Here is a 24,151-nt window from a genome sequence, read left to right on the forward strand (position 1 = left end):
GCTTATGCTAATGAATGAACTTCTGCTAATTAGTATGGGGACGGGTCTAACCACGGTGATAGGAGCGTTATTGACGCTCGTTATGGGAATGCCAGGACGCAGGTTAATGGCTTTTTATTTAGGAATGTCTGCGGGAATTATGGCCTTGGTCATTTTGGCCGATTTGCTGCCTGCGGCGTTGCAGGAGGGAAAGTGGTATGGCGTTTTGTTAGGTATTTCTGTTGGGGTGTTGCTTCTAAGGCTACTTCATCACAATAGAGGGGCGCATGAAAGCGACAGTAAAGAAGGATATAAGCGTACGTCACGGGACTGGAGGGGAGCAGGCTGGTTGATGGCCGCTGCTCTTGCACTTCATCATGTACCGGAAGGCATCGCAATAGGAGCTGGCTTTCAGGCTCATCATAGTGCAGGTGTAATGATTGCGTTATCCATGTCACTGCATAATATTCCTGAGGGGATCGGCTTGGCTGCCCCTTTTCTGCTAGGAAAGATGCGTCGACGTTCGATTTTATTGCTGGCTTTTTTAATAAGTCTTTCGATTCCGGCTGGTGCCTGGTTGGGCGGACTGTATTTTATGTCCAGTCCAGAAGCGATTACTTTTGGTATGTCGTTCGCGATAGGCGCCATGGCATATCTTGTCTGGAAAGAACTCGGCCCTACCGGACTTGCGATGCATCGCCTTAGTGCACAATTCGGGATGTTGCTTAGCCTGATAGCGATGGCTTTGCTTCATTTGGTCTTATGACTAATAAAGGAAAAAGAAGGGTAAAATACAAAGAGGTTTATCCTGCAACCCTTGCAATTTCGTCTTATTCCAACGACAATGAAGGAGAATAGCAGGAAAGGGGAGAACTTGGATGCGTATTTTGTTTATTTGTACCGGTAACACATGTCGCAGTCCGATGGCGGAAAAAATGTTTAAAAAGTTTGCGGCAGAACGTGGGATAGAGGTAGAGGCGAAATCTGCCGGATTGTTTGCTTCCGAGGGTTCTGCTGCTTCTGCGCACGCCGCTTCGATTCTTAAACGCAAAGGCATCATGGAAAAACATGCTTCGCAAGCGGTAACGGCCGAGTTACTAGAATGGGCAGACCTTATTATGGCGATGACCCAATCGCACAAAAATACGCTGGTACAGCAATTTCCTGAATTTCACGAGAAAGTATACACGCTGAAAGAATATACGGATACCTCCGAAGAAACCCGAGAGCGGCTTGCTAAGCTGGATCAGCTCTATGAACAATTGGAAGAAAAACAGCAAAAGTTCATGGATGAACACCGTGAGGAGATTCGTAAGCTTGAAGAGGAATATCAAGAATTATATAACAGGCTTGAATTGGTCCGCGAAAAGCTGGATGACTGGAAAGAGCGTATTATGCAGGCTACAGTGGAAGAGCGAAACCAAATTGCGTTGCTTGAGCGGGTTACGCAGGACTATGATGTTGCCGATCCGTTTGGTGGAAGTCTGAATACGTATGAGGAATGTGCACAGGAGATTGAGAAAGCACTACTACGCTTACTTGATACATTGAAATAGAATGAAAAATTTTCATCGTAAATAAAAATAAATTTGTCAGTAAATATAGAGGTTTTCACCCGATATAAAAGATAAGGGCATTTATCTTTTGATTTGCGGGAGGGAACATCATGGAGGGCAAACCTGCTTACTCATTTGGTTTGGTGAAAAAGCTCGTGCTTGGTATCAGTGGCCTATCGGCTGTAACGTATGGCACAAGCGCTTTCTTCATTTTTGTTATTAGTGATTATGTAACTCACATAATTCCGGATTGGTTGTTTACTCTGTTGACGCTGGTGCTTGGCGTAATCTGGTCGGGCATATTCGGATGGATTATCGCACGTTGGCTTGTAAAGCCAATTGTGGAATTGGAGCAGGCTGCATCCCGGGCATCTGCGGGTGACTTGCGGGTAGAGATTCGGGAAATGGATTCCGGTGATGAAATTGCCGCATTATCCCGTTCATTTGCGCGGATGATTAACAACCTGCGTACAATGATTCAAGATATTAATTATTCATCAGAGCATACCGCGGCAAGCGTTACTGAATTAACAGTCGCTTCGGATGAAGCCGCAACTCAGATTGAGCAGATTAGCGTGACAATGGAGCAGATTGCGCATGGTGCGGAAAATCAGGCGCGCCATACGAGAACGATGGTAGAGTCGGTAGAAGCAGCAGACGAATTGTGCAGGGAGGCGACCGACTATGCGGAGAATTCCCGCCAATTGTCCAAGCAGATGATTGCGACGCTGACGGAAAGCGGGAAGGTTGTTCAGTCTTTGGTGGAAGGTATGCATAAACTAGCGCAGGAAAATGAGCATTCTATTGCTACGGTGCGTCGTCTGGAACAAAATGCAGAGCAAGTCGGTAACATTACACGGGTAGTAAGCGAACTAGCTGGACAGACCAACCTGCTGGCGCTAAATGCAAGCATTGAAGCAGCACGGGCAGGCGAGCACGGCAAAGGTTTTGCTGTAGTAGCTGATGAAGTGCGTCAACTGGCAGATGAAAGCGGGAAGGCAGCGTCAAATATTACGACGCTGATCGAGCAGATGCAACGTGAGGTAACGAGTGCGGTTAAACAAATTCAGGAACAGGTGATTATTGCTGATACGGAATCGAAACGCGGTGAGCAGACTACTCAGGCGCTGCGCAACATTTCGGGTTCGGTACATGAGGTGGTTGACGCTGTAGAAAGGATCGCTTCGTTGATTGAGCGACAAAGCGAGAGCATGAAGGTGATGATGCGCGATGCCCGGGATGTTGCCCAGGTAGCGCATGAAACGGCGCGTGGCGCGGAAGTCATTTCCCAGGCGGCGCAAGAACAGACTGCATTCATGGAAGAGGTAGCGGCAGCGGGACAGGTGCTGCGGACTCAATCCGAGCAATTAAAGGAATACGTTTCAAAATTCCAGTTGTAATAGAGAGGAGAATGCATCATGGCAGACATCTCTTTACATTATGTGGAACTTTCAAATGGGGAAACAATGGCATATCGGGAACGGATGGGTGGAACACGCCCGCTCGTGCTTGTACACGGTAATATGACATCTTCGCTACATTGGGATGTACTGATGGAGGCCTTGCCTTCCGAATATAAAATATATGCGGTCGATATGCGTGGATTCGGTGAATCAAGCTATCATACGCCAGTTGATTCGTTACACGATTTTGCCGTTGATTTGAACGAGTGGACAGAAAAGGTCGGATTATCTTCTTTCACGTTGATGGGATGGTCTACTGGCGGAGGCGTAGCAATGGATTTTGCAGCCGACCATTCACAGAAGGTGAACAAATTAATTTTACTGGCATCTGTCGGTACAAGAGGGTATCCAATTTTTAAAAAAGATGAACATGGACAGCCGATTATGACACAGCCGCTGCACACAAAAGAAGAAATCGCGCAGGATCTTGTACAAGTGCTTCCTATTCTACGGGCGTATGAGACAAAGGACAAAGATACACTTCGCCAGATATGGGAGATGCTGATTTATCATGATAATAAGCCAGATGAGGCACGTTATGAAAGATATCTTGATGATATGTTGACACAGCGCAATCTTGTTGATGTCGATTATGCGCTCGCTTTTTTCAATATTAGCCGTGAAATTACGGTAATGGGCCAAGGGAACGGGAAAGCTTCCGGCATTACGATGCCAGTTCTCGTTTTAAGTGGCAGAAAAGACCGTGTCGTACCAGAGCAGATGGCGCTCGATATTCAAAAAGATATTGGAGAGAATGCATGCATTCACTATCTGGATACCGGACACTCTGCATTAATTGATGACCTGCCAGGATTAATTCAAGTAATTACTGGGTTTATAGAAGATGAGGAAGAGGCGAGGACGTAAAATAGTCTTCGCTTTTTTTATGGTTAGGAAAGAAAAAATCGCGAGGCGCTGCCAAACGTTGCTTTTTTAGTGTAAAGCTGTGTGGTGCGAAGGTCGATATAAGTCGATTTCCCGGGAAACACTGCTGTAAATGTCGAACTTTATTCTTTTAAATCTTATTTTTAAACAAAAAAGGGTTTATTTCCGAACGTTCTATGTTATATAATCAAAAATGTACAGTTTTTCAGTTTCGTTGTCTTAAATCCTCTATGCATTTGCTGCCAATCGGTTATAATACAGATAAGGCAAATGGATAAATAGAAACGGAGGAATATGGACGTGAAAGTGGCGATTGCTGCCGATCATGGCGGCTATACATTAAAGGAAGAAATTAGAAAGTACCTGGAATCCGAAGGTATCGAATATGAGGATTTCGGCTGTAATTGTGAAGATTCGGTCGACTATCCTGACTATGCGTTACCCGTAGCTGAGAAGGTAGCGACAGGCGCATTTGATCGTGGAATTTTGATCTGCGGCACAGGCGTTGGTATGTCGATTGCTGCCAATAAAGTTAAAGGCATTCGTTGTGCGCTGGTGCACGATTGCTTTACAGCTAAGGCTACACGTGAGCATAATGATTCCAATGTGTTGGCTATGGGCGAACGTGTTGTTGGACCGGGCCTAGCTCTTGAAATCGCAAAGATTTGGCTGGGGACGGAGTTTTCTGCAGGACGTCATCTACGACGTGTAGAAAAAATTAAAGAAATTGAGGATAATCAATAAAGTGAAACTTTCATCCGTAGGGTTTCACACATCCCCACGGATGGTTAGTTGAACGAATCGGACCTTTACGGGCAGTTATCCCCCGCCTATGTTCTTTGTTTCCTCAGTGTCTTGAGGGGGGGATTTTACTGCTCGTTAAGAGTCGGATAAGGTAAATCCTCATCAAAGGCGGTGTGAAAACCCGTGAAGATTGAACAGTTACAGCACGATCTTACCTCTATTATAGAGGACTTGCTGGAAGCAAAGCCGCTCGGCGAGAATCATGTTCTCGTTTTTGGTACGAGCACTAGTGAGATTATTGGGCAGCAAATTGGATCGGCAGGAAGTGAAGAAGTGGCGATTGCCCTGTACGAAACGATTGAAGGAGTACGGCAGAAGCATGGCTTTTCTGTAGCGTTCCAGTGTTGTGAACATTTAAACCGGGCGCTTGTAATAGAAAGGGAAGTGGCGGAGCGTTTTGATTGGCCAGAAGTAACTGTGGTGCCTGTTCCGCGTGCGGGCGGTGCCATGGCATCGAATGCGTTCCGAAAAATGCATGATGCGGTCGTAGTAGAAGCTATCCGTGCTGATGCTGGCATTGATATTGGCGATACGTTTATCGGTATGCATCTGAAGCCCGTCGCTGTTCCGGTTAGACCGCGGGTCAAACAGTTGGGGGAAGCGCACGTAACGATGGCGGTAACACGCCCGAAGCTAGTCGGCGGTTTCCGCGCGGTATATGAACGTACTCTGCTGGAAGAAAGTTGTCACTAATACGTAGCACTTGAAAAACACGCAAGGCGTGTGCCAAACGTTGCTTGCACAGCAGAGCAGTCATTTGGCTTCTTTGTGGAAAAAGGACGAGTGAAGGCGCCCGCAAGTTTTTCTTATGTTTGCTCTCTGTTAATTAATCGCGAGAAGGAGAAGAGGAAATGCTTGAACACGTAAAAAAACATGATCAAGAAGTAGCAGAAGCCATCAAATTAGAGTTGGGCCGTCAGCGCACAAAAATCGAGTTAATCGCTTCTGAGAACTTTGTTAGCGAAGCTGTTATGGAAGCGATGGGTACGGTGTTAACCAACAAATATGCTGAAGGGTATCCTGGCAAACGCTATTATGGCGGATGTGAATATGTAGATATCGTAGAAAACCTGGCACGTGACCGTGCGAAACAACTGTTTGGCGCTGAACATGCCAACGTACAGCCGCACTCTGGAGCACAGGCAAATATGGCTGTATATTTCGCATTCTTGAAGCCAGGAGATACTGTGCTAGGCATGAATCTTTCTCACGGTGGACATTTAACTCACGGTAGTCCGGTTAACTTCTCCGGTAATCTGTACAATTTCGTGGAGTACGGTGTAGATAAAGAAACGCAAGTGCTTGACTATGAAGATATCCGTCAGAAAGCAGAAGAGCATAAACCGAAAATGATTGTGGCTGGAGCAAGCGCGTATCCGCGTCAGATCGATTTCGCCAAGCTACGCGAAATCGCCGACAGTGTTGGAGCTTACCTGATGGTAGACATGGCGCATATTGCGGGTCTTGTAGCAACAGGCCACCATCCGAATCCAGTTCCGCATGCTGATTTTGTTACGACGACAACACATAAAACGCTGCGCGGACCTCGTGGTGGCATGATTCTGTGTCGTGAAGAGTATGCGAAAGCGATCGATAAATCTATCTTCCCTGGTATTCAGGGTGGCCCGCTCATGCACATTATTGCGGCAAAAGCGGTAGCATTCGGTGAGGCGCTCAAACCGGAATTTAAAGAATACAGCGCGCGTGTCATTGCGAACGCGAAACAACTGGCTGAATCTTTGAAAGAAGAAGGGTTTACGCTTATCTCAGGTGGCACCGATAATCACCTTATTCTTATCGATGTACGCAACATGGATCTGACAGGTAAAGATGCGGAGCATTTGCTTGATGAAGTGGGCATTACATGCAATAAGAACACCATTCCGTACGATCCGGCAAGCCCGTTCGTGACGAGCGGTATTCGTATCGGTACGCCGGCGATTACAAGTCGCGGCTTTGATCAAGAAGCAATGAAAGAGGTTGCCGCTATTATGGCGCTTTGCTTGAAAAATCCGCAGGACGAAGCAAAGCAAGAAGAAGCACGTCAACGCGTTGCTGCTATTTGCGAGAAGTTTCCGATGTATCCAGAACTTCAAATTTAATCATCATGCATGATATAAAAGCCCCGAATGAACATATCGTTCATTTGGGGCTTTTTTCTGCTCAAGTGACAAAAAGCGGTTGTTTGGCTTCACTGTAGAAAAAAGACGAGCGACAATGCCCGTAAGTTTATTTCATTTTTTTGACGATAGTGCATCTCGCACTTCAGTCTGCTATAATATATCGCAGTGTAAAAAAGCTATGAATAGTGACGACATATTTTTACAAGCAGACAGGGGGCTCACCTGATGGGAAAAGTATATGTATTCGACCATCCATTAATCCAGCACAAATTATCGTATATTCGAGATAAAAGTACGGGCACGAAGGAATTTCGCGAGTTAGTGGATGAAGTTTCGATGCTGATGGCATATGAAATTACACGTGAGATGCCGCTTAAAGAAATTGAAATTGAAACACCAGTTATGACCTGTAAGACAAGCGTGATAGCCGGCAAAAAAGTTGGACTCGTGCCGATTCTTCGCGCTGGTCTTGGTATGGTAGATGGTATGGTGAAGCTGATTCCGGCCGCAAAGGTTGGTCATGTTGGTCTGTATCGTGATCCGGAGACACTGGAGCCGATAGAATATTATGTGAAGCTGCCGAGCGATATTAATGAGCGTGAGCTGATTGTAATTGATCCGATGCTCGCCACAGGAGGCTCTGCAGTTGCCGCTGTAACAGCTTTAAAAAACCGTGGTGCGAAGAATATGAAATTAATGTGTCTAATTGCGGCGCCAGAAGGCATCGAGAAATTCCATCAAGTTCACCCGGATATCGATATTTATGTAGCTGCGGTGGACGAAAAGCTCGACGAGCACGGTTACATTGTACCAGGGCTCGGGGATGCTGGTGACCGCTTGTACGGAACGAAGTAATTCAGAGATGGGGTGAAGTTTTGACCAGGAAAAAGATTATGACAGTGTTTGGGACACGCCCAGAAGCAATTAAAATGGCACCGCTTGTGCATGAACTGGGGCAATATGAAGAACTTGAACCATTTGTTTGCGTAACGGCGCAGCATCGGCAAATGCTGGATCAGGTGCTTGACATCTTCTCTGTTACGCCAGATGCTGATTTGAATGTAATGAAGGAGCGTCAGACGCTGACCCAGATTACAACCCGTGTACTGGAAGGGCTGGATGGCGTTATGAAAACCGAAAAGCCGGACATGGTGCTCGTGCACGGCGACACGACGACAACANATTCGCCGTAAAGAGATGAACCGCCAATTGACGGGCGTCATCTCTGACTTACACTTTGCGCCAACCGCTCAGGCGGCGGAGAACCTGAAACGGGAAGATAAAAGGGATGCTACCATTTACATTACAGGCAACACCGTTATTGATGCCTTGAAAACGACGGTACGTAATGACTATAAGCATCCAGTGCTTGAAGAATTCGCTGGGAAGAAATTAATTCTGGTGACTGCCCACCGCCGGGAGAACCTTGGTGAGCCAATGGCGCGCATGTTCCGTGCCATTCGCCGTTTGGTGGATAAGCATGAAGATATCGCGGTAGTGTATCCGGTTCATCTGAATCCGGCAGTACAGGAAGCCGCTGCTACATATTTAGGTGAGCACAGTCGGATTCAACTGATTCCTCCGCTTGGTGCGGTGGACTTCCATAACTTTATGTCCCGCGCTCACTTGATTTTGACCGATTCGGGCGGTGTACAGGAAGAAGCACCGGCGTTTGGTGTACCAGTGCTTGTGCTCCGTGATACAACTGAGCGTCCGGAAGGTATTGAGGCCGGTACATTAAAATTAGCTGGAACAGATGAAGAGAAAATTTTTGCTCTGGCAGATGAACTTCTGATGAGCCAGGATGCGTACGATAATATGGCAAAAGCGGCGAATCCATATGGAGATGGAGAAGCGTCCCGTCGCATTTGCGAAGCCATTCTGCATTATTTTGGACTTCGCAATGAGAAGCCTACGCCCTTTCTTCCGATAGGAACACAGCGATAATTCAATAGAAACAAAAGGCAGGAGCGCATTTTATGCGCTCTTTTTTATTGAAATTCCGCGTTTGACCTAGGTGGACTGTCCATACCGATTCCCTTTTACCGCTCATAGTATGCATTATGTGAAATCTCAAGGAGGGAATTGCTTATGCCAATCAATTTTGATGAATCGGCAAGCATCGGTGAATGCGACGGCGTGATTGTTACGCCTGGCAACCTGACACCAGCCGGGGCTCGTATTGTGAAAGTCCCTGTGCTCTTACAAGAAGTATCCGTTCAAATTCCGTTGAAAGCACGGATTAAATTTCCCGACCCCGTGCTTGAAATCAAGAAAATCAAAAAGCGTGTAAAAGTGACGCAATGTCGCTTAATCCAGCCTCGTACGACGCGTGGGCCGCGTGGCAAGCTGTTCCTGAGCGGCTTTGTCCGCAAAAATATTCAGTATGCTACACCGTTCTGTGCAGACAAAGAGGAAGTATCTTCTCGTATTCGTTCGTTGACAGTGGATATCCCGTTTGATTGTGTAGTGGAAATTGATGAATTCTTAACGCCTCCTGTCGGACCGTTCTTTAATGTACGTCGTGAATTCGACTTCCTCGTTAACCAGCCGCTGCCAGCCGGTTTTCCGGAAAAAGATGAGTTGATGTCCAATGACCTATCTCAATTCCACCAGCAGAGCACGGAATTCTTTAACGAAATGATCTTCTGTGAACTGGTACGAAGCGACATCACTGAGTGGGATGAAGCGACAAACCGCAGACCATTGAAGGATGGACCATTCGAAGAAGGTGTATTCACGGAACTTGTAGAAAAAATGGTACTTGACCTTGTTCTTAAAGTCCTGCAAAATCAACAGGTGCGTGTCAATGCTCGTTGAAATGACCAAGAAGAGTAGACAGCGCAACAGCGCTGTTTGCTCTTCTTTTTTTCTTGTACAATTGATTTGTGAACCATAAAGTGAACAAATTTTAGAAACTATTCCCTATCATAAGGCGTCTAAATTAATTGGGAAAAACCACGCAATTATTTAAGAGAGGAGAAGGGTGATGAGTAACTACATACGCAAGGTAATCGTTGCATTCATCGCGGTTGTGGCAGCGATCGCTTTGCAGATGCCGTATCAGGCGATGGCTGCAGGCTCTCTGCAGAAGGTGTCTGAATCTCCGTTGGGTGAAGGGACAACCCTCCTGAAATATCGGTATGTAATTGGAGGAAAAGCTTCTAATGTTTTTGTTACGCGGGTGGATTTGAACAACCCGCATGTGGAAGTAGGGCCGGTATATGGCACTGCCGGGAAATTAACGAAACGCCAGAACGTCAAAAAAATGGCGGATGAAAAAGGAGCCGTTGCGGCGATTAATGCCGATTTTTTCCGTATGGATCGTAGAGGGGCTCCGTTCGGCATTGTGCTCGACAAAGGTAAACTCGTATCTTCTATGGGAAAAATCAATAACTGGTACTCTTTCGGCCTGTTGAGTGATAAGACTGCAATTGTCTCTCATTTAGGCTTTAAAGGTACAGTACAGGCACCTGATGGGACAACTGCTGTTATTCAAGGGGTTAACAAGGAAGAATACAATCCGACGAACGATAAAAGTCATTTGAATAAAATTAATCTGTATACATCCGATTTTGGTGCGACCAGTCTGGGTGCGATTAAAGGATATGATGATGCGGTAGAGGTCCTGGTGGTGAACGATCAGGTGACAGACATGCGCATCGGTCATAAGACCGGCTATTCGATTCCACAGGGCGGATATGTGCTCTGGGGTCATGGTGTTGGTAAGGAGTACTTGCTGAGTCATTTTAAAGTAGGTTCTCCGGTAACAGTAACGCTTCAGACAACGACCGATTTTCCGATAGGTGAACGTGAACTGTCCAGCGCGGTAGGCGGACATTGGCTGCTGGTGAAGGACGGAAACGCACTTAGTAAGATTCCTTCAGACTCGATTGGAGGTAAGCAGCCTCGTACTGCATTCGGAGTCTCGCAGGACGGGAAAACGCTATATATGGTAGTAGTGGAAGGGCCGAATCAGAGTCGTGGCGTTGAGGTGGACGAGCTGGCTCAATTGATGAAACAGTTGGGTGCTTATAATGCCGCTAACCTGGATGGAGGAGGCTCCACGACAATGGTAGCTCGCTACCCAGGCGATACACAGACGACGGTACTGAATGTACCGAAACTTGGTTCGACTTTGCGTAATGTGCCGACAGGTCTCGCTGTATTCAATACGGCACCCCCGGGCGAGTTCGCGAACTTCTTCATTACAAATGGTAATAAGACGATGATGGGCAAGCCGATTACAATGACTGTTAAAGCATACGACAAACACTACAATCCGTATAAGCTGGACCCGGCGCAAGTCACCTGGACGGCTAATCCGGCGGACGGCACATTCAATAAGAATATTTTCACTCCGAAACGAAGCGGTACAATTACAGTTACTGGTGAATATCAAGGTGTGAAGAAGAGTATGAGCCTGAATGTATCCTCTCCGGAAGTTACGGACATTGTCATTTCACCATCACCATTGGCGCTTCGCAGCGGCGGGCAGACCGACTTCTCCGTTTCGTTGAAAACAAAGAGCGGCCAAGTTATTGCTGCATCTCCTGGTGAAGTGAAAGCATCGATTACTCCTGGACTTGGTACATTGCAAGGCTTTACCATTCAGGCGGGACAGACGAATAAATCGGGCGAGCTAGTCGTGTCTTACAATGACATCGTTCGCAAAGTTCCGGTTAGCGTGGGAACAAAGTGGTCGTTCTGGACCAACACGGATAATCTGACTACGCTTAGCTACAATGCGATTCCTGCTTCCATAAGCGCTAACGGCTCCTTCCGTCAGACGACAGGAGATGAACCGGTAAAAGCGTCTGGCAAAGCACTTCGTCTCGCATATAACTTTACAGGCTCCTCTAACGTAGATACACGTTTCGCTTATGGACGTTTCGGAACGTCTACGCTGGCAATGCCAGGTAAGCCGCTCGGTATGAAGCTGTGGGTATATGGTGACAACAGCGGTCACTGGCTGCGTGCTGAACTGGCTGATGCAAAAGGAAAAGTGCATTATGTAGATCTGGCCAAGGAAATCAACTGGACGAACTGGAAAGAAATTGAAGCAAGCTTCCCAGCGGACATCGCCTATCCGGTATCGCTAAAAAGTCTGTATGTGGTAGATCCAGAGGATTCGACACTGAATCCGCAGGGCGTACTTTACTTTGACGAGATGTCTCTGGAGTATGCGGGAAGCACGGCGCCGGTTACACCTCCACCGGCTCCTGCCCCGGGCTCCGGATTTACTGATATTAAGGGGCATTGGGCGGAAGCAGTACTGGTGGAAATGAATAAAAAAGGCATCGTCAGCGGTATTGCCCCTAACAAGATGGGGCCGAATCTTCCGGTTACCCGCGGTCAATTCGTGTCATTTATGGATCGGGCATTTGGTTGGACGAAAAATAATCCTCCTGCAGCCAAGTCTCCATTTAAGGATAAGCTGCCAACGTACGCGCAGGCATCTATCTTAGCTGCTGTGGAGAAGGGAATTGTATCCGGGTTTGACGATGGAACATTCGGAGCGGACAAACCGATTACCCGTGAACAGATGGCGGTTATCATGCACAATGCGATGAAGAAGGGATATGGAAATGCGGACAAGCCAGCCATTGCCAATCCTTCCTTTAAGGACGCAGCTTCTTTCTCTACCTATGCGAAGGAGAGTATTCTTTTCTTGTCTGAGAGAGAATATCTTGTCGGAGATGAACACGGAAACTTTGGGCCGAAGCGTACCGCTACACGCGCTGAATCGCTCGTAGTGCTGAATAGTATGCTGAAAAGTTCTTAATTTGTGTTAAATCGGTACTCCCTAGCAGGAATTCACTTTTTTTTAATCGAATATAGTACGAGTATTTGTCAAAAAAAGTGAGAGTGAGGGAGCCGAATTTATGAGTAATCGTGATGTAGTTATCGTAAGTGCAGTGCGTACACCGATTGGGAGCTTCATGGGATCGTTAAGCAACATTCCGGCCACGGAATTAGGTGCTGTCGCTATTAAAGAAGCGCTGAAACGTGCGAACATCTCTGGCGATCAAGTAGATGAGGTTATCATGGGGAACATTCTGCAGGCAGGTCTCGGTCAGGGACCGGCGCGCCAAGCTGCGATAAAGGCCGAACTGCCGCATGAAGTTCCATCTACTACTATTAATAAATTATGTGGTTCCGGATTGAAAGCCGTACACCTGGCTGCACAAGCGATACAACTCGGGGATGCAGACATTGTTGTCGCAGGTGGTATGGAGAATATGAGCCTGGCACCGTATTTGATGCCGAAAGCACGTACCGGATACCGTATGGGCGACCAGAAAGTAATCGATAGCATGCTGTCGGACGGATTGATGTGTGCATTTAATGACTGCCATATGGGGATTACCGCAGAGAATCTGGCTGAAAAATACAATATCACTCGCGAGGAGCAAGACAAGTTCGCTGCATGGAGCCAGCAGAAGACAGAAGCAGCTATGAACGAAGGCAAGTTCGCAGATGAGATTGTTCCAGTGGAAATCCCGCAACGCAAAGGCGACCCTATTCTATTTGACAAAGACGAATTCCCGCGGACAGGTATAACTGTAGAGCAGCTCGGCAAGCTGAAACCGGCTTTTAAGAAAGAAGGAACGGTAACAGCAGGCAATGCTTCGGGTATTAATGACGGAGCTGCAGCACTTGTACTGATGAGCCGTGAGCGTGCGGAACAATTAGGTCTTACACCTTTGGCGGTTATTCGCGCTAATGCAAGCGCAGGTGTGGACCCGTCGATTATGGGGATTGGTCCAGTCCCATCCACGAAAAAAGCGTTGGAAAAAGCAGGCTTGTCCATGGATGATATCGACCTGGTGGAAGCGAACGAAGCATTTGCGGCGCAATCGTTGGCGGTAGGACGCGAGCTAGGCATTCCGGATGAGAAGCTTAATGTCAATGGTGGTGCAGTAGCACTTGGACATCCAGTCGGCGCGAGCGGGGCTCGTGTGCTTGTAACACTGCTGCATGAGATGAAACGCCGCGGTTCCCGTTACGGTTTGGCGACGCTGTGCATCGGCGGCGGACAGGGTGTGGCTACAATTGTTGAAATGGAAAAATAGTTGCTGTGTCAAGTGTTAAATGGGTAAATAATATATTTTAACCGTATAAAACAGGATGTTTTGTCGAAAAAGTGACAATCCGTTTGCATCTTGTTGACAAACGATAAATGCTTAAGTACTATGGTTAGGGACAATTATAGATCATGCCTAGTTATGACTATTGTTCCTAGCCTTTTCTTAAGAAAATTGACGTTTTTTGTCATACTTTTTTGGGAAAACTGGAATCGTGTGAAAGCGGAAAACGGGAGGGGTGCCGTAGTTGAAACAGGACAAGAACGGACCTTTGCGGGCTTTTGCATTAGTAGGGACGATAGGGGTAGAGTTGGCTACCTCTGTTATTTTTGGCTTTTGGGCCGGGCGGGCTGTTGACAATTGGCTGGGAACCGAACCATGGTTCTTGCTTGTTGGCTTATTGTTCGGTTTAGGAGTCGGTATACTGGGAGTGTTTTTCCTGGTGAAACAGTTCTTTGGAGATTAACATGGACCAATTTGCTTCATCGATTAAACAGGTATCTCGTTACATATTCATACTCTTCACAGGGGTTGTCCTATTGTGGCTGTTTATGCCGCAACGCGTATTCTTTCAAGGGCTTATCCTCGGCATGCTGGTGAGCATGATCAACGGCTTTGTGCTTTACGTGAAAACGTTACAGGCAGGAGAAGCGGCGCTTAACCCTGGTAAACGGCTCCGTGGAGTGGGAATGCTACCTCGTTTTCTACTTGCCGGTTTCGCTGTCTATGTTTCCTTTAGGTTGCCCCATATGTTCTCCTTCTACGGGGTTGTAATCGGCTTGATGACTGTACCGATTGTTACACTTCTATCTGCTATCTCTCAATATTTATTGATAAAAAAATAACGCGCTTACGAAAGGGGTGAATGAGAAAATGGAACACTATTCTCCATATTTGGAATTTGCAGGGTTGGCTTTTGATCTTCCAACCATGCTAATGTCTGTTCTAACCGCCATCCTTGTATTTATCGTTGTTATGATTAGTACGAGAAATATGACAACAGGCGTACCGAAAGGATGGCAAAACTTCTTCGAATGGGTTATCGACTTCGTTCGTGGAATTGCCGGCCAGTTCATGGACGCAAAAACCAGCACAAAGTTTGTATCGCTGGCCCTGACGCTTTTCTTGTACATCTTTATAAGTAACCAGCTGGGTGTTATGGCGAACTTCAATGTACTGCATACAGAGCCGAACCCTTCTATTGGCATTACCCAGGAAGTGTTTGACAAAAACGCACATGAAGTGGAACATGACGGTCATACTGTCAAAGGTGTGAGCGTAGCTTGGTTCAAATCGCCAACAGCTTCGCCGAGCGTAACGTTCGGTCTTGCTCTTATGGTGCTGCTATACGCACACTATCTGGGAATTAAGAAGGATGCAGGTGGCTATGTAAAACACTGGTTCCAGCCGCATCCGCTAATGTTTATCCTGCATGTAATGGAAGAATTCATCATCAAACCGCTAACACTCCCGCTCCGTCTATTCGGTAACATTTTCGCGGGTGAGGTACTCATCGCATTTATGCTTGCGGGTACCGTAGCAGTGGTAAGTCTTCCACTAGTTGTCTGGTTGGGTTACTCCTTATTTGTCGGTACAATCCAAGCGTACATCTTTACTACTCTTGCTCTAGTGTACATTTCACAAAAAGTTGTGGATGACCACTAAGAGAAAACAAGCTAACAACCTTTTTATTGATAAAAAATCTAGTAATTTGATAATTTGCTGAGGAGGGAAATCATAATGGATTTCGCAATTGCATTAGGTTTAATTTTTGGTCTCGCCGCTGTTGGCGCAGGTATCGGTAATGGTCTTGTAGTTTCTCGTACAATTGAAGGTGTTGCTCGTCAACCAGAAGCACGTGGCGGTCTGATGGGTCTTATGTTCCTTGGTCTGGGTCTTGTTGAGGCCGTTCCGATCATCGCAGTTGCTATCGGCTTCATGCTGTTCGGACGTCTCGGCTAATCGTTTTTAGAAGAGAAACGTCGGCAATTGTATACTTTTACCGGGGCGGGGGCCGTTATCCTTCGCCTTCCTTTTGTACTTAGGTAGATTTTCCGGATAATGAGGAAAGGAGTTGACATACTTTGTTAGACTTCGGCAGTGTTCGTCTGGAATTCGGTACAATGATATTCCAGGTTGTCGTATTTTTGATTCTATTACTGCTTGTTTCTAGATTTGCTTTGAAACCGGCGATGTCTATACTGCAAAAGCGTCAGGAGAATATTGAAGGGCAAATCGCAGCTGCGGAGAAAGCGAATGCGGAAGCGCAAGGATTGCTCCAGGAGCAACGCGCTGAATTGAAGAAAGTACGTGAAGAAGCACAAGCTATTCTGGATCGTGCGAAGAAACAAGCGGAGGTGGAGGGGCAGGAAATCATGGCTGCTTCCCAGGCTCGGGCGGAGCGTATGATTGAAGATGCTAAGCTCGAGATTAACCGTGAGAAAGAAAAAGCAATTGCTTCTGTACGTGATCAAGTTGCAGGTCTTTCCGTGCTGCTTGCTTCCAAGATTATTGAGAAGGAAATGTCAGAAGCTGAACAGCAAGACACAATTGAGCAGTTTATGAGACAGGTGGGCGGTCAAGTATGAGTGCTGTCGCAAAGCGCTATGCACGCGCCCTGTATGAAGTAGCCAATGAAAAACAGGCGATTGATACAACTGAGGTTGAATTGAATCAAATTACAGATATTATCAAGCAGAGCGATGAGCTGAATATGCTTTTGACTCATCCAAAAGTGACGGCGGCGGAAAAGAAAGGCATACTGAATGAATTATTTGCTGATAAAGTTTCTGAAACGACGCTGAGCTTTTTGAACCTTCTGCTAGAGCGTGGTCGTGAAGATGAACTGAACGATATCGCGAAGCAATTCACAGAGCTTTCTAATGAGGCACGAGGCTTTGCCGACGCTACAGTAATTACGGCAAAACCGTTAACTGAGGCCGAACTGGAAAAAGTGGCCGAGCAATTCGGACAGAAAGTAAATAAAAAGCTGCGTGTAGCAACGAAAATCGATCCTTCCATTATCGGCGGTATCATCGTGCGCATCGGTGATAGACTGTATGATGGTAGCATCAAAGGCAAGTTGGCTCGCTTCACACAGCAAATTAAGCAAGCCCAAGTATGATAGATAGGGGTGAACCATAAGGTGAGTGCAATCAGACCAGATGAGATTAGTTCTCTGATTAAACAACAGATTGAAAAATATAAATCTGACATCCAAGTAGTGGATGTGGGCACGGTTATCCAGGTTGGTGACGGTATCGCGCGCGTTCACGGTTTGCAAAACGTTATGGCCGGTGAGCTTCTTGAATTCTCGAACGGCATTATGGGATTGGCGCAAAACCTGGAAGAAGATAACGTGGGTGTTGTTATTCTCGGACCTTATACGGATATCCGTGAAGGCGATGAAGTAAAACGTACAGGCCGTATTATGCAGGTTCCAGTAGGTGAGGCAATGCTTGGCCGCGTTGTAAACCCGCTTGGTCAGCCGCTTGATGGTATGGGACCTATTGAAACGACGGAATTCCGTCCGATTGAAAGCCCGGCACCAGGTGTTATGGCACGTAAATCCGTACATGAGCCGCTGCAAACAGGTATGAAAGCCATCGATGCGATGATTCCGATCGGTCGTGGACAGCGTGAGCTTATTATCGGTGACCGTCAAACAGGTAAAACGGCGATCGCTCTCGATACCATCATCAACCAAAAAGGCAATGGCATGATTTGTATCTATGTAGCTATCGGTCAAAAGCAATCTACAGTTGCGGGCGTAGTAGAAACGCTTCGTAAGCATGGTGCGCTTGAGTATACAATCGTTGTCTCTGCGACAGCGTCCGACCCAGCTCCGATGCTATACCTTGCTCCATACGCAGGGGTATCGATGGGTGAATACTTTATGTATAAAGGTCAGCACGTACTGTGCGTATACGATGACCTTTCCAAGCAAGCAGCCGCATATCGTGAGCTGTCCCTTCTGCTCCGCCGTCCTCCGGGTCGTGAAGCATATCCAGGGGATGTATTCTACTTACACAGCCGTCTCTTAGAGCGTGCTGCGAAGCTGAGCGATGACCTTGGCGGGGGTTCTTTGACTGCTCTGCCGTTTATCGAAACACAAGCAGGAGACGTATCTGCTTACATTCCTACGAACGTAATCTCTATCACAGACGGACAGATTTTCCTTGAGTCTAACCTGTTCCACTCCGGTCAACGTCCGGCGGTTAACACAGGTATCTCCGTATCTCGTGTAGGGGGTTCCGCTCAGATTAAAGCAATGAAAAAGGTTGCGGGTTCTCTTAAACTTGACCTTGCTCAATATCGCGAGCTACAAGCGTTCGCCCAGTTCGGTTCTGATCTGGACAAAGCAACACAAGCTCGTCTGACTCGTGGTGAGCGCACAGCTGAAATTCTAAAGCAAGGCCAATTCGAGCCGATGTCGGTTGAAAAGCAGATTATTTCTATTTATGCGGCAACGAAAGGCTTCCTGGATGATATTCCGGTAGCTGACGTGCTTCGCTTTGAGAAAGAACTGCATGCTTACATCGATCATAATAAGAAAGAAATCTTCGACACGATTGTTAATACCAAGGAATTACCACCGGAAGACCAATTGAACGCGGCAATCAACGAGTTCAAAAAAGGTTTTGCTGTATCCGAGTAATAGGAAAACACAGCTGCGTCAGTAGATGACAAAGCGACTAATTCAAGGAACAAAGGTGGTGAACAAACGTGGCCGGAGGACTTCGTGAAATAAAAGCACGCATCAAAAGCGTGCAGAACACACGCCAGATTACAAAAGCAATGAAAATGGTTGACGCCGCCAAGCTGCGCCGAGCGCAGGAGAGAGCGGAAGCGGCTCGTCCATATGCAGAAAAAATGCGTGAAGTTGTTATGAGTATTGCAGCTGGTACGTCAGGTGCTAAACATCCGATGCTTGATAGCCGTCCTGTAAAAAGAACGGGGTATGTGGTTATCACATCTGACCGTGGTCTTGCAGGCGGGTATAATGCAAACGTACTTCGCATGGTATCTCGTACCATCGCTGAACGCCATAAAAACCAGGATGAATATACGATTTTCGTATTGGGCCGTAAAGGTCGCGATTTCTTTAAGAAGCGCAATTATCCGATTTCTGAGGAGTTCGTGAACATGTCCGATTCACCGACATTCGCAAGCATTAGGAACGTAGCGCGTGGCGCCGTTCAAATGTTTGCCGACGGTGGAATCGACGAACTGTACCTCGTGTATAACAAGTTCGTAAGTGCCATCCAGCAAGAGCCGACGGAACTACGTCTGCTTCCGCTGGCTGATGTCGAGAAGGTGGAGGGAACACCGACATACGACTTCGAGCCATCTGCGGATGAGGTGCTTGCAGACCTGTTGCCGAAGTACGCGGAAACCCTTATCTTCAGTGCATTGCTGGACGCCAAAGCTAGTGAGCATGGTGCCCGCATGACGGCAATGGGCAACGCAACAGATAACGCAACAGACATGATTGAACGTTATACACTGTTCTATAACCGTGCCCGCCAGGCGGCGATTACACAGGAAATCGCGGAAATCGTTGGCGGAGCCAGCGCGCTCGAATAGGATTCGATGCGTTAGATAGGAGGGAAACAGATGAGCAAGGGACGCGTACTTCAGGTAATGGGTCCGGTCGTAGACGTTCAATTCGAACGCGGTCACCTGCCTGAAATTTATAACGCTGTTAAAATTGATGATACACTTGATAACGGTAAGAAAATTGAGCTGACTCTCGAAGTTGCTCTTCACCTGGGCGATAATGTAGTCCGTACCGTTGCCATGTCTTCTACAGACGGTCTGGTACGTGGTATGGAAGTTGTCGATACAGGCAAAGCGATTTCTGTACCGGTTGGTGAGAAAACACTCGGTCGCGTATTTAACGTACTGGGTGAGCCGATCGACTTGAAAGAAGCTCCAGCGGATGTTGAATATCATCCAATTCATCGCCAACCACCAGCATTTGAAGAGCAATCTACGGCAGATGAAGTACTGGAAACAGGTATTAAGGTTGTAGACTTGCTTGCACCGTATGCAAAAGGCGGTAAAATAGGTCTGTTCGGCGGTGCGGGTGTAGGTAAAACCGTACTAATCCAAGAACTTATCAATAACATCGCGCAAGAGCACGGCGGGTACTCTATCTTCGCAGGTGTAGGGGAGCGTACCCGTGAAGGGAACGACCTTTATCATGAGATGGTAGACTCCGGCGTTATTAGCAAAACATCCATGGTATTCGGTCAGATGAATGAGCCACCAGGAGCACGTCTACGTGTAGCCTTGACGGGTCTGACAATGGCTGAGTACTTCCGTGATGTAGAAGGCCGTGACGTACTTCTGTTCGTCGATAACATCTTCCGTTTCACACAAGCTGGTTCCGAGGTATCCGCGCTGCTTGGACGTATGCCGTCTGCGGTAGGTTACCAGCCGACACTGGCAACAGAGATGGGACAGCTGCAAGAACGTATCACATCCACGAAGAAAGGTTCTGTAACATCGATCCAGGCGATCTATGTACCGGCGGATGACTATACTGACCCGGCACCGGCAACAACGTTTGCCCACTTGGATGCGACAACTAACCTTGACCGTGGTATTTCCGAGCTTGGTATTTATCCTGCGGTAGATCCGCTTGCTTCTACATCCCGTATTCTGTCGCCTGCAGTTGTAGGCCAAGAACACTATGATGTAGCCCGCGGCGTACAGTCTATCCTGCAGCGTTATAAAGAACTTCAAGACATCATCGCCATCCTGGGTATGGATGAGTTGTCTGACGAAGATAAACAAACCGTAAACCGTGCACGTAAAATTCAACGTTTTATGTCTCAGCCATTCCACGTTGCCGAGCAATTCACTGGCTTCCCTGGAAAATATGTGCCGGTTAAAGAAACGGTGCGCAGCTTCAAAGAAATTCTGGAAGGCAAGCACGACGATCTTCCGGAAGCGGCGTTCCTTTATGTAGGAACAATCGAAGAAGCGGTTGAAAAAGCGAAAAGCATGCAGTAGTTCAACCCTGATAATGGGGAGGGTTTCGTAAATGAATACAATTGAAGTCGAAATCGTTACTCCAGAACGGGTTGTCTACCGCGGAGACGCTCGCATCGTCGTAGCCAGAGGCGCAGAAGGGGATCTGGGTATTCTGCCCAATCACATTCCGATGGTTACTCCGCTTAAGATTGCTCCGATTCTGGTTAAGAAACACGATGGCGCAGATGATAAAATCGCGGTCAGCGGCGGTATGATGGAAGTTCGTAAGGATAAAGTGACTATTCTTGCGGAATCTGCCGAGCTTGCTGACGAGATTGATGTAAACCGCGCAACATCAGCAAAAGAGCGCGCCGAGCGCCGCCTTGCTGAAAGCGGAAGAGAAGATATTGATTTCAAACGTGCCCAGATGTCGCTACAACGCGCGTTGACACGTCTTGATGTCGCTGGAAAGTAAATATAGCATAATCAAAAAGCTCTCTTCGAAGATTTCGGAGAGAGCTTTTTTGAATTGTAAAAGGAAGAGTAGCAACGCTCGTGAGTTTTTCTTTGCGGGCTAATATTTGCTTTGTATGTTATAATGAGGAAAGGAAAGATTATTGTGGCAGGTGATGCTCCTTGATAATATGTTCAAGCAGTTTTTCGCAAGAGCGGCGAATGATCGTGTACGTTTCAAGAAACGCTTCATCGCCACGCGCCCATGGATCAGGTACATCTCCTAAACCTTCCGGATCGAATTCGCGCATCAGATGAAGATTTCCGGAAGATAGGGCGCCTAACTGCCGAATGTTGCTGTGGTTTGTAGAATCCATAGCAATAATATAATCCCACTGGGTTAAATCGTTTGCTATGAACTGTCGGGCATATTGTCCGTTCAGTGAGATTCCATGTTTTTCCGCTATGCGTCTGGAACCCGGATCCGGAAGCTCGCCTGCATGGTAGCTTGCAGTGCCAGCTGAGTCGATAATGAAGTATTCCACTAATCCTTTTTCTTCCACCAGATGTCGGAACACTCCTTCCCCCAGTGGAGAGCGGCATATATTTCCCAAACAAACAAATATGACACGAATTTTCTTTGTTTTCAAATAATCACTTCCTTATATATAGTTAGTTATTTTGATGCATATCACTATATAAATGTATCATAAGATTTGGAATTCCACTATTAGACAGTGCCCAAGCCGTTTGGTATAATTGTATGGGATTTTCCACAATTTCCTGTTTTTTTGCTTGTTTTATTATAAAAATTTACAAGTGAAGGTAGGGGGAAAGACATGGCGACATTATATGCGAACAATTATTTCCTTGTTGTCATTTTTCTCTCTCTAGGTGTTCTCTTACCTGTGGTTGCGCTTACATTTGGGCGACTTTTGCGTCCAAGTAATCCAACCGAGGAAAAGAGAAAAACCTATGAGAGTGGGGTTGACCCGGTAGGGTCCAGTTGGGTGCAGTTTAACGTTAAATATTACATTTTTGCCTTGTTGTTTGTAATATTTGATGTTGAGACTGTATTTTTGTATCCGTGGGCGGTAGCCTATGACAGCCTCGGATTATTCGCACTAGTCGAAATGCTTATTTTTATTACACTGCTGATAATAGGGTTAATCTATGCCTGGAAAAAGAAGGTGTTGGAATGGAACTGAACTTAGAGAATATCAGCTTAGAAGAACGCAGAGAGCTTGAACGCAATGTGCTTTTCAGTACGGTTGAACAGCTGAAAGCCTGGGCGCGCAGCAATTCCATCTGGCCGCTTACATTCGGGCTGGCCTGTTGTGCCATTGAAATGATGGGAACTGGCGGAGCTAACTGGGATACAGACCGTTTCGGCGTATTCTACCGGGCTTCACCGCGCCAGTCTGACTGCATGATCGTTTCGGGAACGGTAACGAAGAAGATGGCTCCTCTTGTTCGCCGCTTATACGATCAAATGGCCGAACCGAAATGGGTTATCGCTATGGGCTCCTGTGCTACGGCCGGTGGTCCTTATGTTCACTCGTATGCTGTTGTTAAAGGGGTAGATCAGATCGTTCCGGTTGACGTATATATTCCGGGATGTCCTCCAAGCCCGCCCGCATTAATTTATGGAATTAATAAACTGCAAGAGAAAATTAGATATGAAGCCAAAACCGGGAAGAAGGTGACCGGTGAATGAGTGAAGAGAAAAAGAAGCCTACACCAGAAGAAAAAGCAAAGGCGGCTGCAGCTGCCAAAGCTGCAGCCGAAGCCAAAAGAAAGCGGATGGAAGCGGAAGCCGCACAATCTACGCAGGGAAATACTTCCGATGAAACTCAACCCGGTAATACATCAGAAGCGGGTACGGAAGACATAGCAAAAGCTAAAGCGGATGCAGCTGCAAAGGCAAAAGCCGCCGCCGCTGCTAAGGCTGCTGCCGAAGCGAAACGCAAACGAATGGAAGCGGAAGGAGCGAGTGAAAAGTCGGCTGAAGGGGATGCGGATGCTATTGCAAAAGCCAAGGCCGCCGCAGCCGCCAAAGCGAAAGCTGCTGCTGCCGCCGCTGCAAAGGCCAAAGCGCAGGGAGCTAATGATGGAGACGCAGATGCGAAGGCCAAAGCCGCCGCAGCCGTCAAAGCGAAAGCTGCCGCTGCCGCCGCTGCGAAAGCAAAAGCAGCAGGTGCAACTGGCGGAGCTGATGATGCGAAGGCCAAAGCTGCTGCCAAAGCGAAAGCCGCCGCAGCCGCCGCTGCGAAAGCAAAAGCAACCGGTGCAACCGGTGGAGCTGTGGGCACGGAGGCGGAAGAGCCCAAGAAACCGTCACCGAAGCAACCGGTATTGGATAAGATTGTGAAAGTTATAACAGAAAAGTTTGGCTCGGATGTGCTGGAGGATTCATATATTAATGAGCTTAGCGAGCATATTCCTACATTAATTGTTAAGAGAGAGAAGTGGCATGATGTTGCCCGCTTCATGCACGATCATGAGGAATTGGCGTTTGATTATTTATCTCTAAGCCTTGGTGTAGATTACGAGACTTATATGGAATCTCTCGTTTATTTATACTCTTACAAGCATCGTAACAATGTGTGTGTCAAAGTGAAGGTGGACCGGGATAACGCCAAGGTTTCATCCGTAATGGATATCTGGGCTGGTGCAGACTGGTTTGAGCGGGAAACGTATGATTTGCTTGGTATTACGTACGAAGGCCATGCCAACATGAAGCGAATTTTGCTTCCTGACACCTGGGTCGGGCATCCGCTTCGCAAAGACTATGTACAATACGATGAGGAGGTATGAGG

26 protein-coding genes and 1 pseudogene are annotated in these 24,151 nt (G+C 47.1%); 26 read left to right on the forward strand and 1 reads right to left on the reverse strand.

The annotated features are described in order from the left end of the window. Nucleotides 1-4 precede the first annotated feature (4 nt). The 23 genes and pseudogenes from AF333_RS02320 to AF333_RS02425 all read left to right on the forward strand — a co-directional run bounded on the left by AF333_RS02320 (nucleotide 5) and on the right by AF333_RS02425 (nucleotide 21,354). Nucleotides 5-745 carry a ZIP family metal transporter gene (locus AF333_RS02320; RefSeq protein WP_052812289.1) on the forward strand — a complete coding sequence of 247 codons (741 nt, stop codon included), beginning with the start codon at nucleotides 5-7 and terminating at the stop codon, nucleotides 743-745. A 112-nt stretch (nucleotides 746-857) separates the two neighbouring features. Further along, nucleotides 858-1,535: a low molecular weight protein arginine phosphatase gene (locus AF333_RS02325; protein ID WP_043067546.1), complete on the forward strand. Its 678-nt coding sequence runs from the start codon at nucleotides 858-860 to the stop codon at nucleotides 1,533-1,535. 110 nt (nucleotides 1,536-1,645) lie between these two features. Beyond that, a complete protein-coding gene (locus AF333_RS02330; RefSeq protein ID WP_043067547.1) occupies nucleotides 1,646-2,935 on the forward strand; it encodes a methyl-accepting chemotaxis protein in 1,290 nt (429 codons plus the stop codon). 18 nt (nucleotides 2,936-2,953) lie between these two features. Then, nucleotides 2,954-3,865 (forward strand): intracellular short-chain-length polyhydroxyalkanoate depolymerase, encoded by a 912-nt coding sequence (gene phaZ, locus AF333_RS02335; RefSeq protein WP_043067548.1) that lies wholly within the window; start codon nucleotides 2,954-2,956, stop codon nucleotides 3,863-3,865. Nucleotides 3,866-4,183: 318 nt separating this feature from the next. Next, nucleotides 4,184-4,627, forward strand: coding sequence for a ribose 5-phosphate isomerase B (gene rpiB / locus AF333_RS02340; RefSeq protein WP_043067549.1), 444 nt, complete (start codon nucleotides 4,184-4,186; stop codon nucleotides 4,625-4,627). Between the two features lie 183 nt (nucleotides 4,628-4,810). Beyond that, the gene (locus AF333_RS02345; protein WP_043067550.1) at nucleotides 4,811-5,380 is read left to right on the forward strand and encodes a TIGR01440 family protein; all 570 of its coding nucleotides are present in this window, start codon (nucleotides 4,811-4,813) and stop codon (nucleotides 5,378-5,380) included. Nucleotides 5,381-5,538: 158 nt separating this feature from the next. Continuing rightward, on the forward strand, nucleotides 5,539-6,789 hold the full coding sequence (locus AF333_RS02350; RefSeq protein WP_043067551.1) for a serine hydroxymethyltransferase: 1,251 nt from the start codon (nucleotides 5,539-5,541) through the stop codon (nucleotides 6,787-6,789). 246 nt (nucleotides 6,790-7,035) lie between these two features. Further along, nucleotides 7,036-7,665, forward strand: coding sequence for a uracil phosphoribosyltransferase (gene upp / locus AF333_RS02355; RefSeq protein WP_043067552.1), 630 nt, complete (start codon nucleotides 7,036-7,038; stop codon nucleotides 7,663-7,665). 38 nt (nucleotides 7,666-7,703) lie between these two features. Beyond that, on the forward strand, nucleotides 7,704-7,991 hold a 288-nt coding region (locus AF333_RS34515; RefSeq protein WP_235497002.1), incomplete at its 3' end, for a UDP-N-acetylglucosamine 2-epimerase. A 1-nt stretch (nucleotide 7,992) separates the two neighbouring features. After that, nucleotides 7,993-8,757: pseudogene (gene wecB, locus AF333_RS02360) on the forward strand (non-hydrolyzing UDP-N-acetylglucosamine 2-epimerase); the annotation flags it as partial. Between the two features lie 144 nt (nucleotides 8,758-8,901). Then, complete coding sequence (locus AF333_RS02365; protein ID WP_052520637.1) at nucleotides 8,902-9,630, forward strand: CsxC family protein; 729 nt, start codon at nucleotides 8,902-8,904, stop codon at nucleotides 9,628-9,630. A gap of 169 nt (nucleotides 9,631-9,799) precedes the next feature. Continuing rightward, the gene (locus AF333_RS02370) at nucleotides 9,800-12,595 is read left to right on the forward strand and encodes a phosphodiester glycosidase family protein (protein WP_052812290.1); all 2,796 of its coding nucleotides are present in this window, start codon (nucleotides 9,800-9,802) and stop codon (nucleotides 12,593-12,595) included. 100 nt (nucleotides 12,596-12,695) lie between these two features. Then, nucleotides 12,696-13,886: an acetyl-CoA C-acetyltransferase gene (locus AF333_RS02375; RefSeq protein WP_043067554.1), complete on the forward strand. Its 1,191-nt coding sequence runs from the start codon at nucleotides 12,696-12,698 to the stop codon at nucleotides 13,884-13,886. Between the two features lie 259 nt (nucleotides 13,887-14,145). Next, entirely contained in the window at nucleotides 14,146-14,364 is a 219-nt protein-coding gene (locus AF333_RS02380; RefSeq protein ID WP_021624454.1) for an AtpZ/AtpI family protein, read from the forward strand. A gap of 1 nt (nucleotide 14,365) precedes the next feature. Next, the gene (locus tag AF333_RS02385) at nucleotides 14,366-14,743 is read left to right on the forward strand and encodes an ATP synthase subunit I (RefSeq protein ID WP_043067555.1); all 378 of its coding nucleotides are present in this window, start codon (nucleotides 14,366-14,368) and stop codon (nucleotides 14,741-14,743) included. A 28-nt stretch (nucleotides 14,744-14,771) separates the two neighbouring features. Continuing rightward, nucleotides 14,772-15,563 (forward strand): F0F1 ATP synthase subunit A, encoded by a 792-nt coding sequence (gene atpB, locus AF333_RS02390; RefSeq protein WP_043067556.1) that lies wholly within the window; start codon nucleotides 14,772-14,774, stop codon nucleotides 15,561-15,563. Between the two features lie 75 nt (nucleotides 15,564-15,638). After that, nucleotides 15,639-15,860, forward strand: coding sequence for a F0F1 ATP synthase subunit C (gene atpE, locus AF333_RS02395; RefSeq protein ID WP_043067557.1), 222 nt, complete (start codon nucleotides 15,639-15,641; stop codon nucleotides 15,858-15,860). Nucleotides 15,861-15,982: 122 nt separating this feature from the next. Next, nucleotides 15,983-16,486 carry a F0F1 ATP synthase subunit B gene (gene atpF / locus AF333_RS02400; RefSeq protein WP_043067558.1) on the forward strand — a complete coding sequence of 168 codons (504 nt, stop codon included), beginning with the start codon at nucleotides 15,983-15,985 and terminating at the stop codon, nucleotides 16,484-16,486. Further along, on the forward strand, nucleotides 16,483-17,022 hold the full coding sequence (locus tag AF333_RS02405) for a F0F1 ATP synthase subunit delta (RefSeq protein WP_043067559.1): 540 nt from the start codon (nucleotides 16,483-16,485) through the stop codon (nucleotides 17,020-17,022). Before atpF ends, AF333_RS02405 begins: the two co-directional genes overlap by 4 nt. A gap of 21 nt (nucleotides 17,023-17,043) precedes the next feature. Further along, nucleotides 17,044-18,555 carry a F0F1 ATP synthase subunit alpha gene (atpA, locus tag AF333_RS02410; RefSeq protein WP_043067560.1) on the forward strand — a complete coding sequence of 504 codons (1,512 nt, stop codon included), beginning with the start codon at nucleotides 17,044-17,046 and terminating at the stop codon, nucleotides 18,553-18,555. A gap of 68 nt (nucleotides 18,556-18,623) precedes the next feature. After that, nucleotides 18,624-19,484 (forward strand): ATP synthase F1 subunit gamma, encoded by an 861-nt coding sequence (gene atpG / locus AF333_RS02415; protein WP_043067561.1) that lies wholly within the window; start codon nucleotides 18,624-18,626, stop codon nucleotides 19,482-19,484. Between the two features lie 30 nt (nucleotides 19,485-19,514). Further along, nucleotides 19,515-20,918, forward strand: a complete 1,404-nt coding sequence (atpD, locus tag AF333_RS02420; protein ID WP_021624446.1) for a F0F1 ATP synthase subunit beta — start codon at nucleotides 19,515-19,517, stop codon at nucleotides 20,916-20,918. A gap of 31 nt (nucleotides 20,919-20,949) precedes the next feature. Beyond that, the gene (locus AF333_RS02425; RefSeq protein ID WP_043067562.1) at nucleotides 20,950-21,354 is read left to right on the forward strand and encodes a F0F1 ATP synthase subunit epsilon; all 405 of its coding nucleotides are present in this window, start codon (nucleotides 20,950-20,952) and stop codon (nucleotides 21,352-21,354) included. A 139-nt stretch (nucleotides 21,355-21,493) separates the two neighbouring features. Here the strand turns inward: AF333_RS02425 and AF333_RS02430 are convergent, their stop codons facing one another. Continuing rightward, nucleotides 21,494-21,982 carry a low molecular weight protein-tyrosine-phosphatase gene (locus AF333_RS02430; protein WP_043067563.1) on the reverse strand — a complete coding sequence of 163 codons (489 nt, stop codon included), beginning with the start codon at nucleotides 21,980-21,982 and terminating at the stop codon, nucleotides 21,494-21,496. A gap of 189 nt (nucleotides 21,983-22,171) precedes the next feature. Between AF333_RS02430 and AF333_RS02435 the strand changes: the two genes are divergently transcribed. From AF333_RS02435 to AF333_RS36645, 3 genes are read left to right on the forward strand one after another with little or no spacing between them, the layout of a single operon-like run. Next, nucleotides 22,172-22,540: an NADH-quinone oxidoreductase subunit A gene (locus AF333_RS02435; RefSeq protein WP_043067564.1), complete on the forward strand. Its 369-nt coding sequence runs from the start codon at nucleotides 22,172-22,174 to the stop codon at nucleotides 22,538-22,540. Beyond that, nucleotides 22,531-23,049 carry a NuoB/complex I 20 kDa subunit family protein gene (locus tag AF333_RS02440; RefSeq protein ID WP_043067565.1) on the forward strand — a complete coding sequence of 173 codons (519 nt, stop codon included), beginning with the start codon at nucleotides 22,531-22,533 and terminating at the stop codon, nucleotides 23,047-23,049. The genes AF333_RS02435 and AF333_RS02440 overlap by 10 nt, the downstream gene beginning before the upstream one ends. Then, nucleotides 23,046-24,149, forward strand: a complete 1,104-nt coding sequence (locus AF333_RS36645; RefSeq protein WP_043067566.1) for an NADH-quinone oxidoreductase subunit C — start codon at nucleotides 23,046-23,048, stop codon at nucleotides 24,147-24,149. Before AF333_RS02440 ends, AF333_RS36645 begins: the two co-directional genes overlap by 4 nt. Nucleotides 24,150-24,151 lie beyond the last annotated feature (2 nt).

Source organism: Aneurinibacillus migulanus (assembly GCF_001274715.1).
Lineage (GTDB): Bacteria > Bacillota > Bacilli > Aneurinibacillales > Aneurinibacillaceae > Aneurinibacillus > Aneurinibacillus migulanus.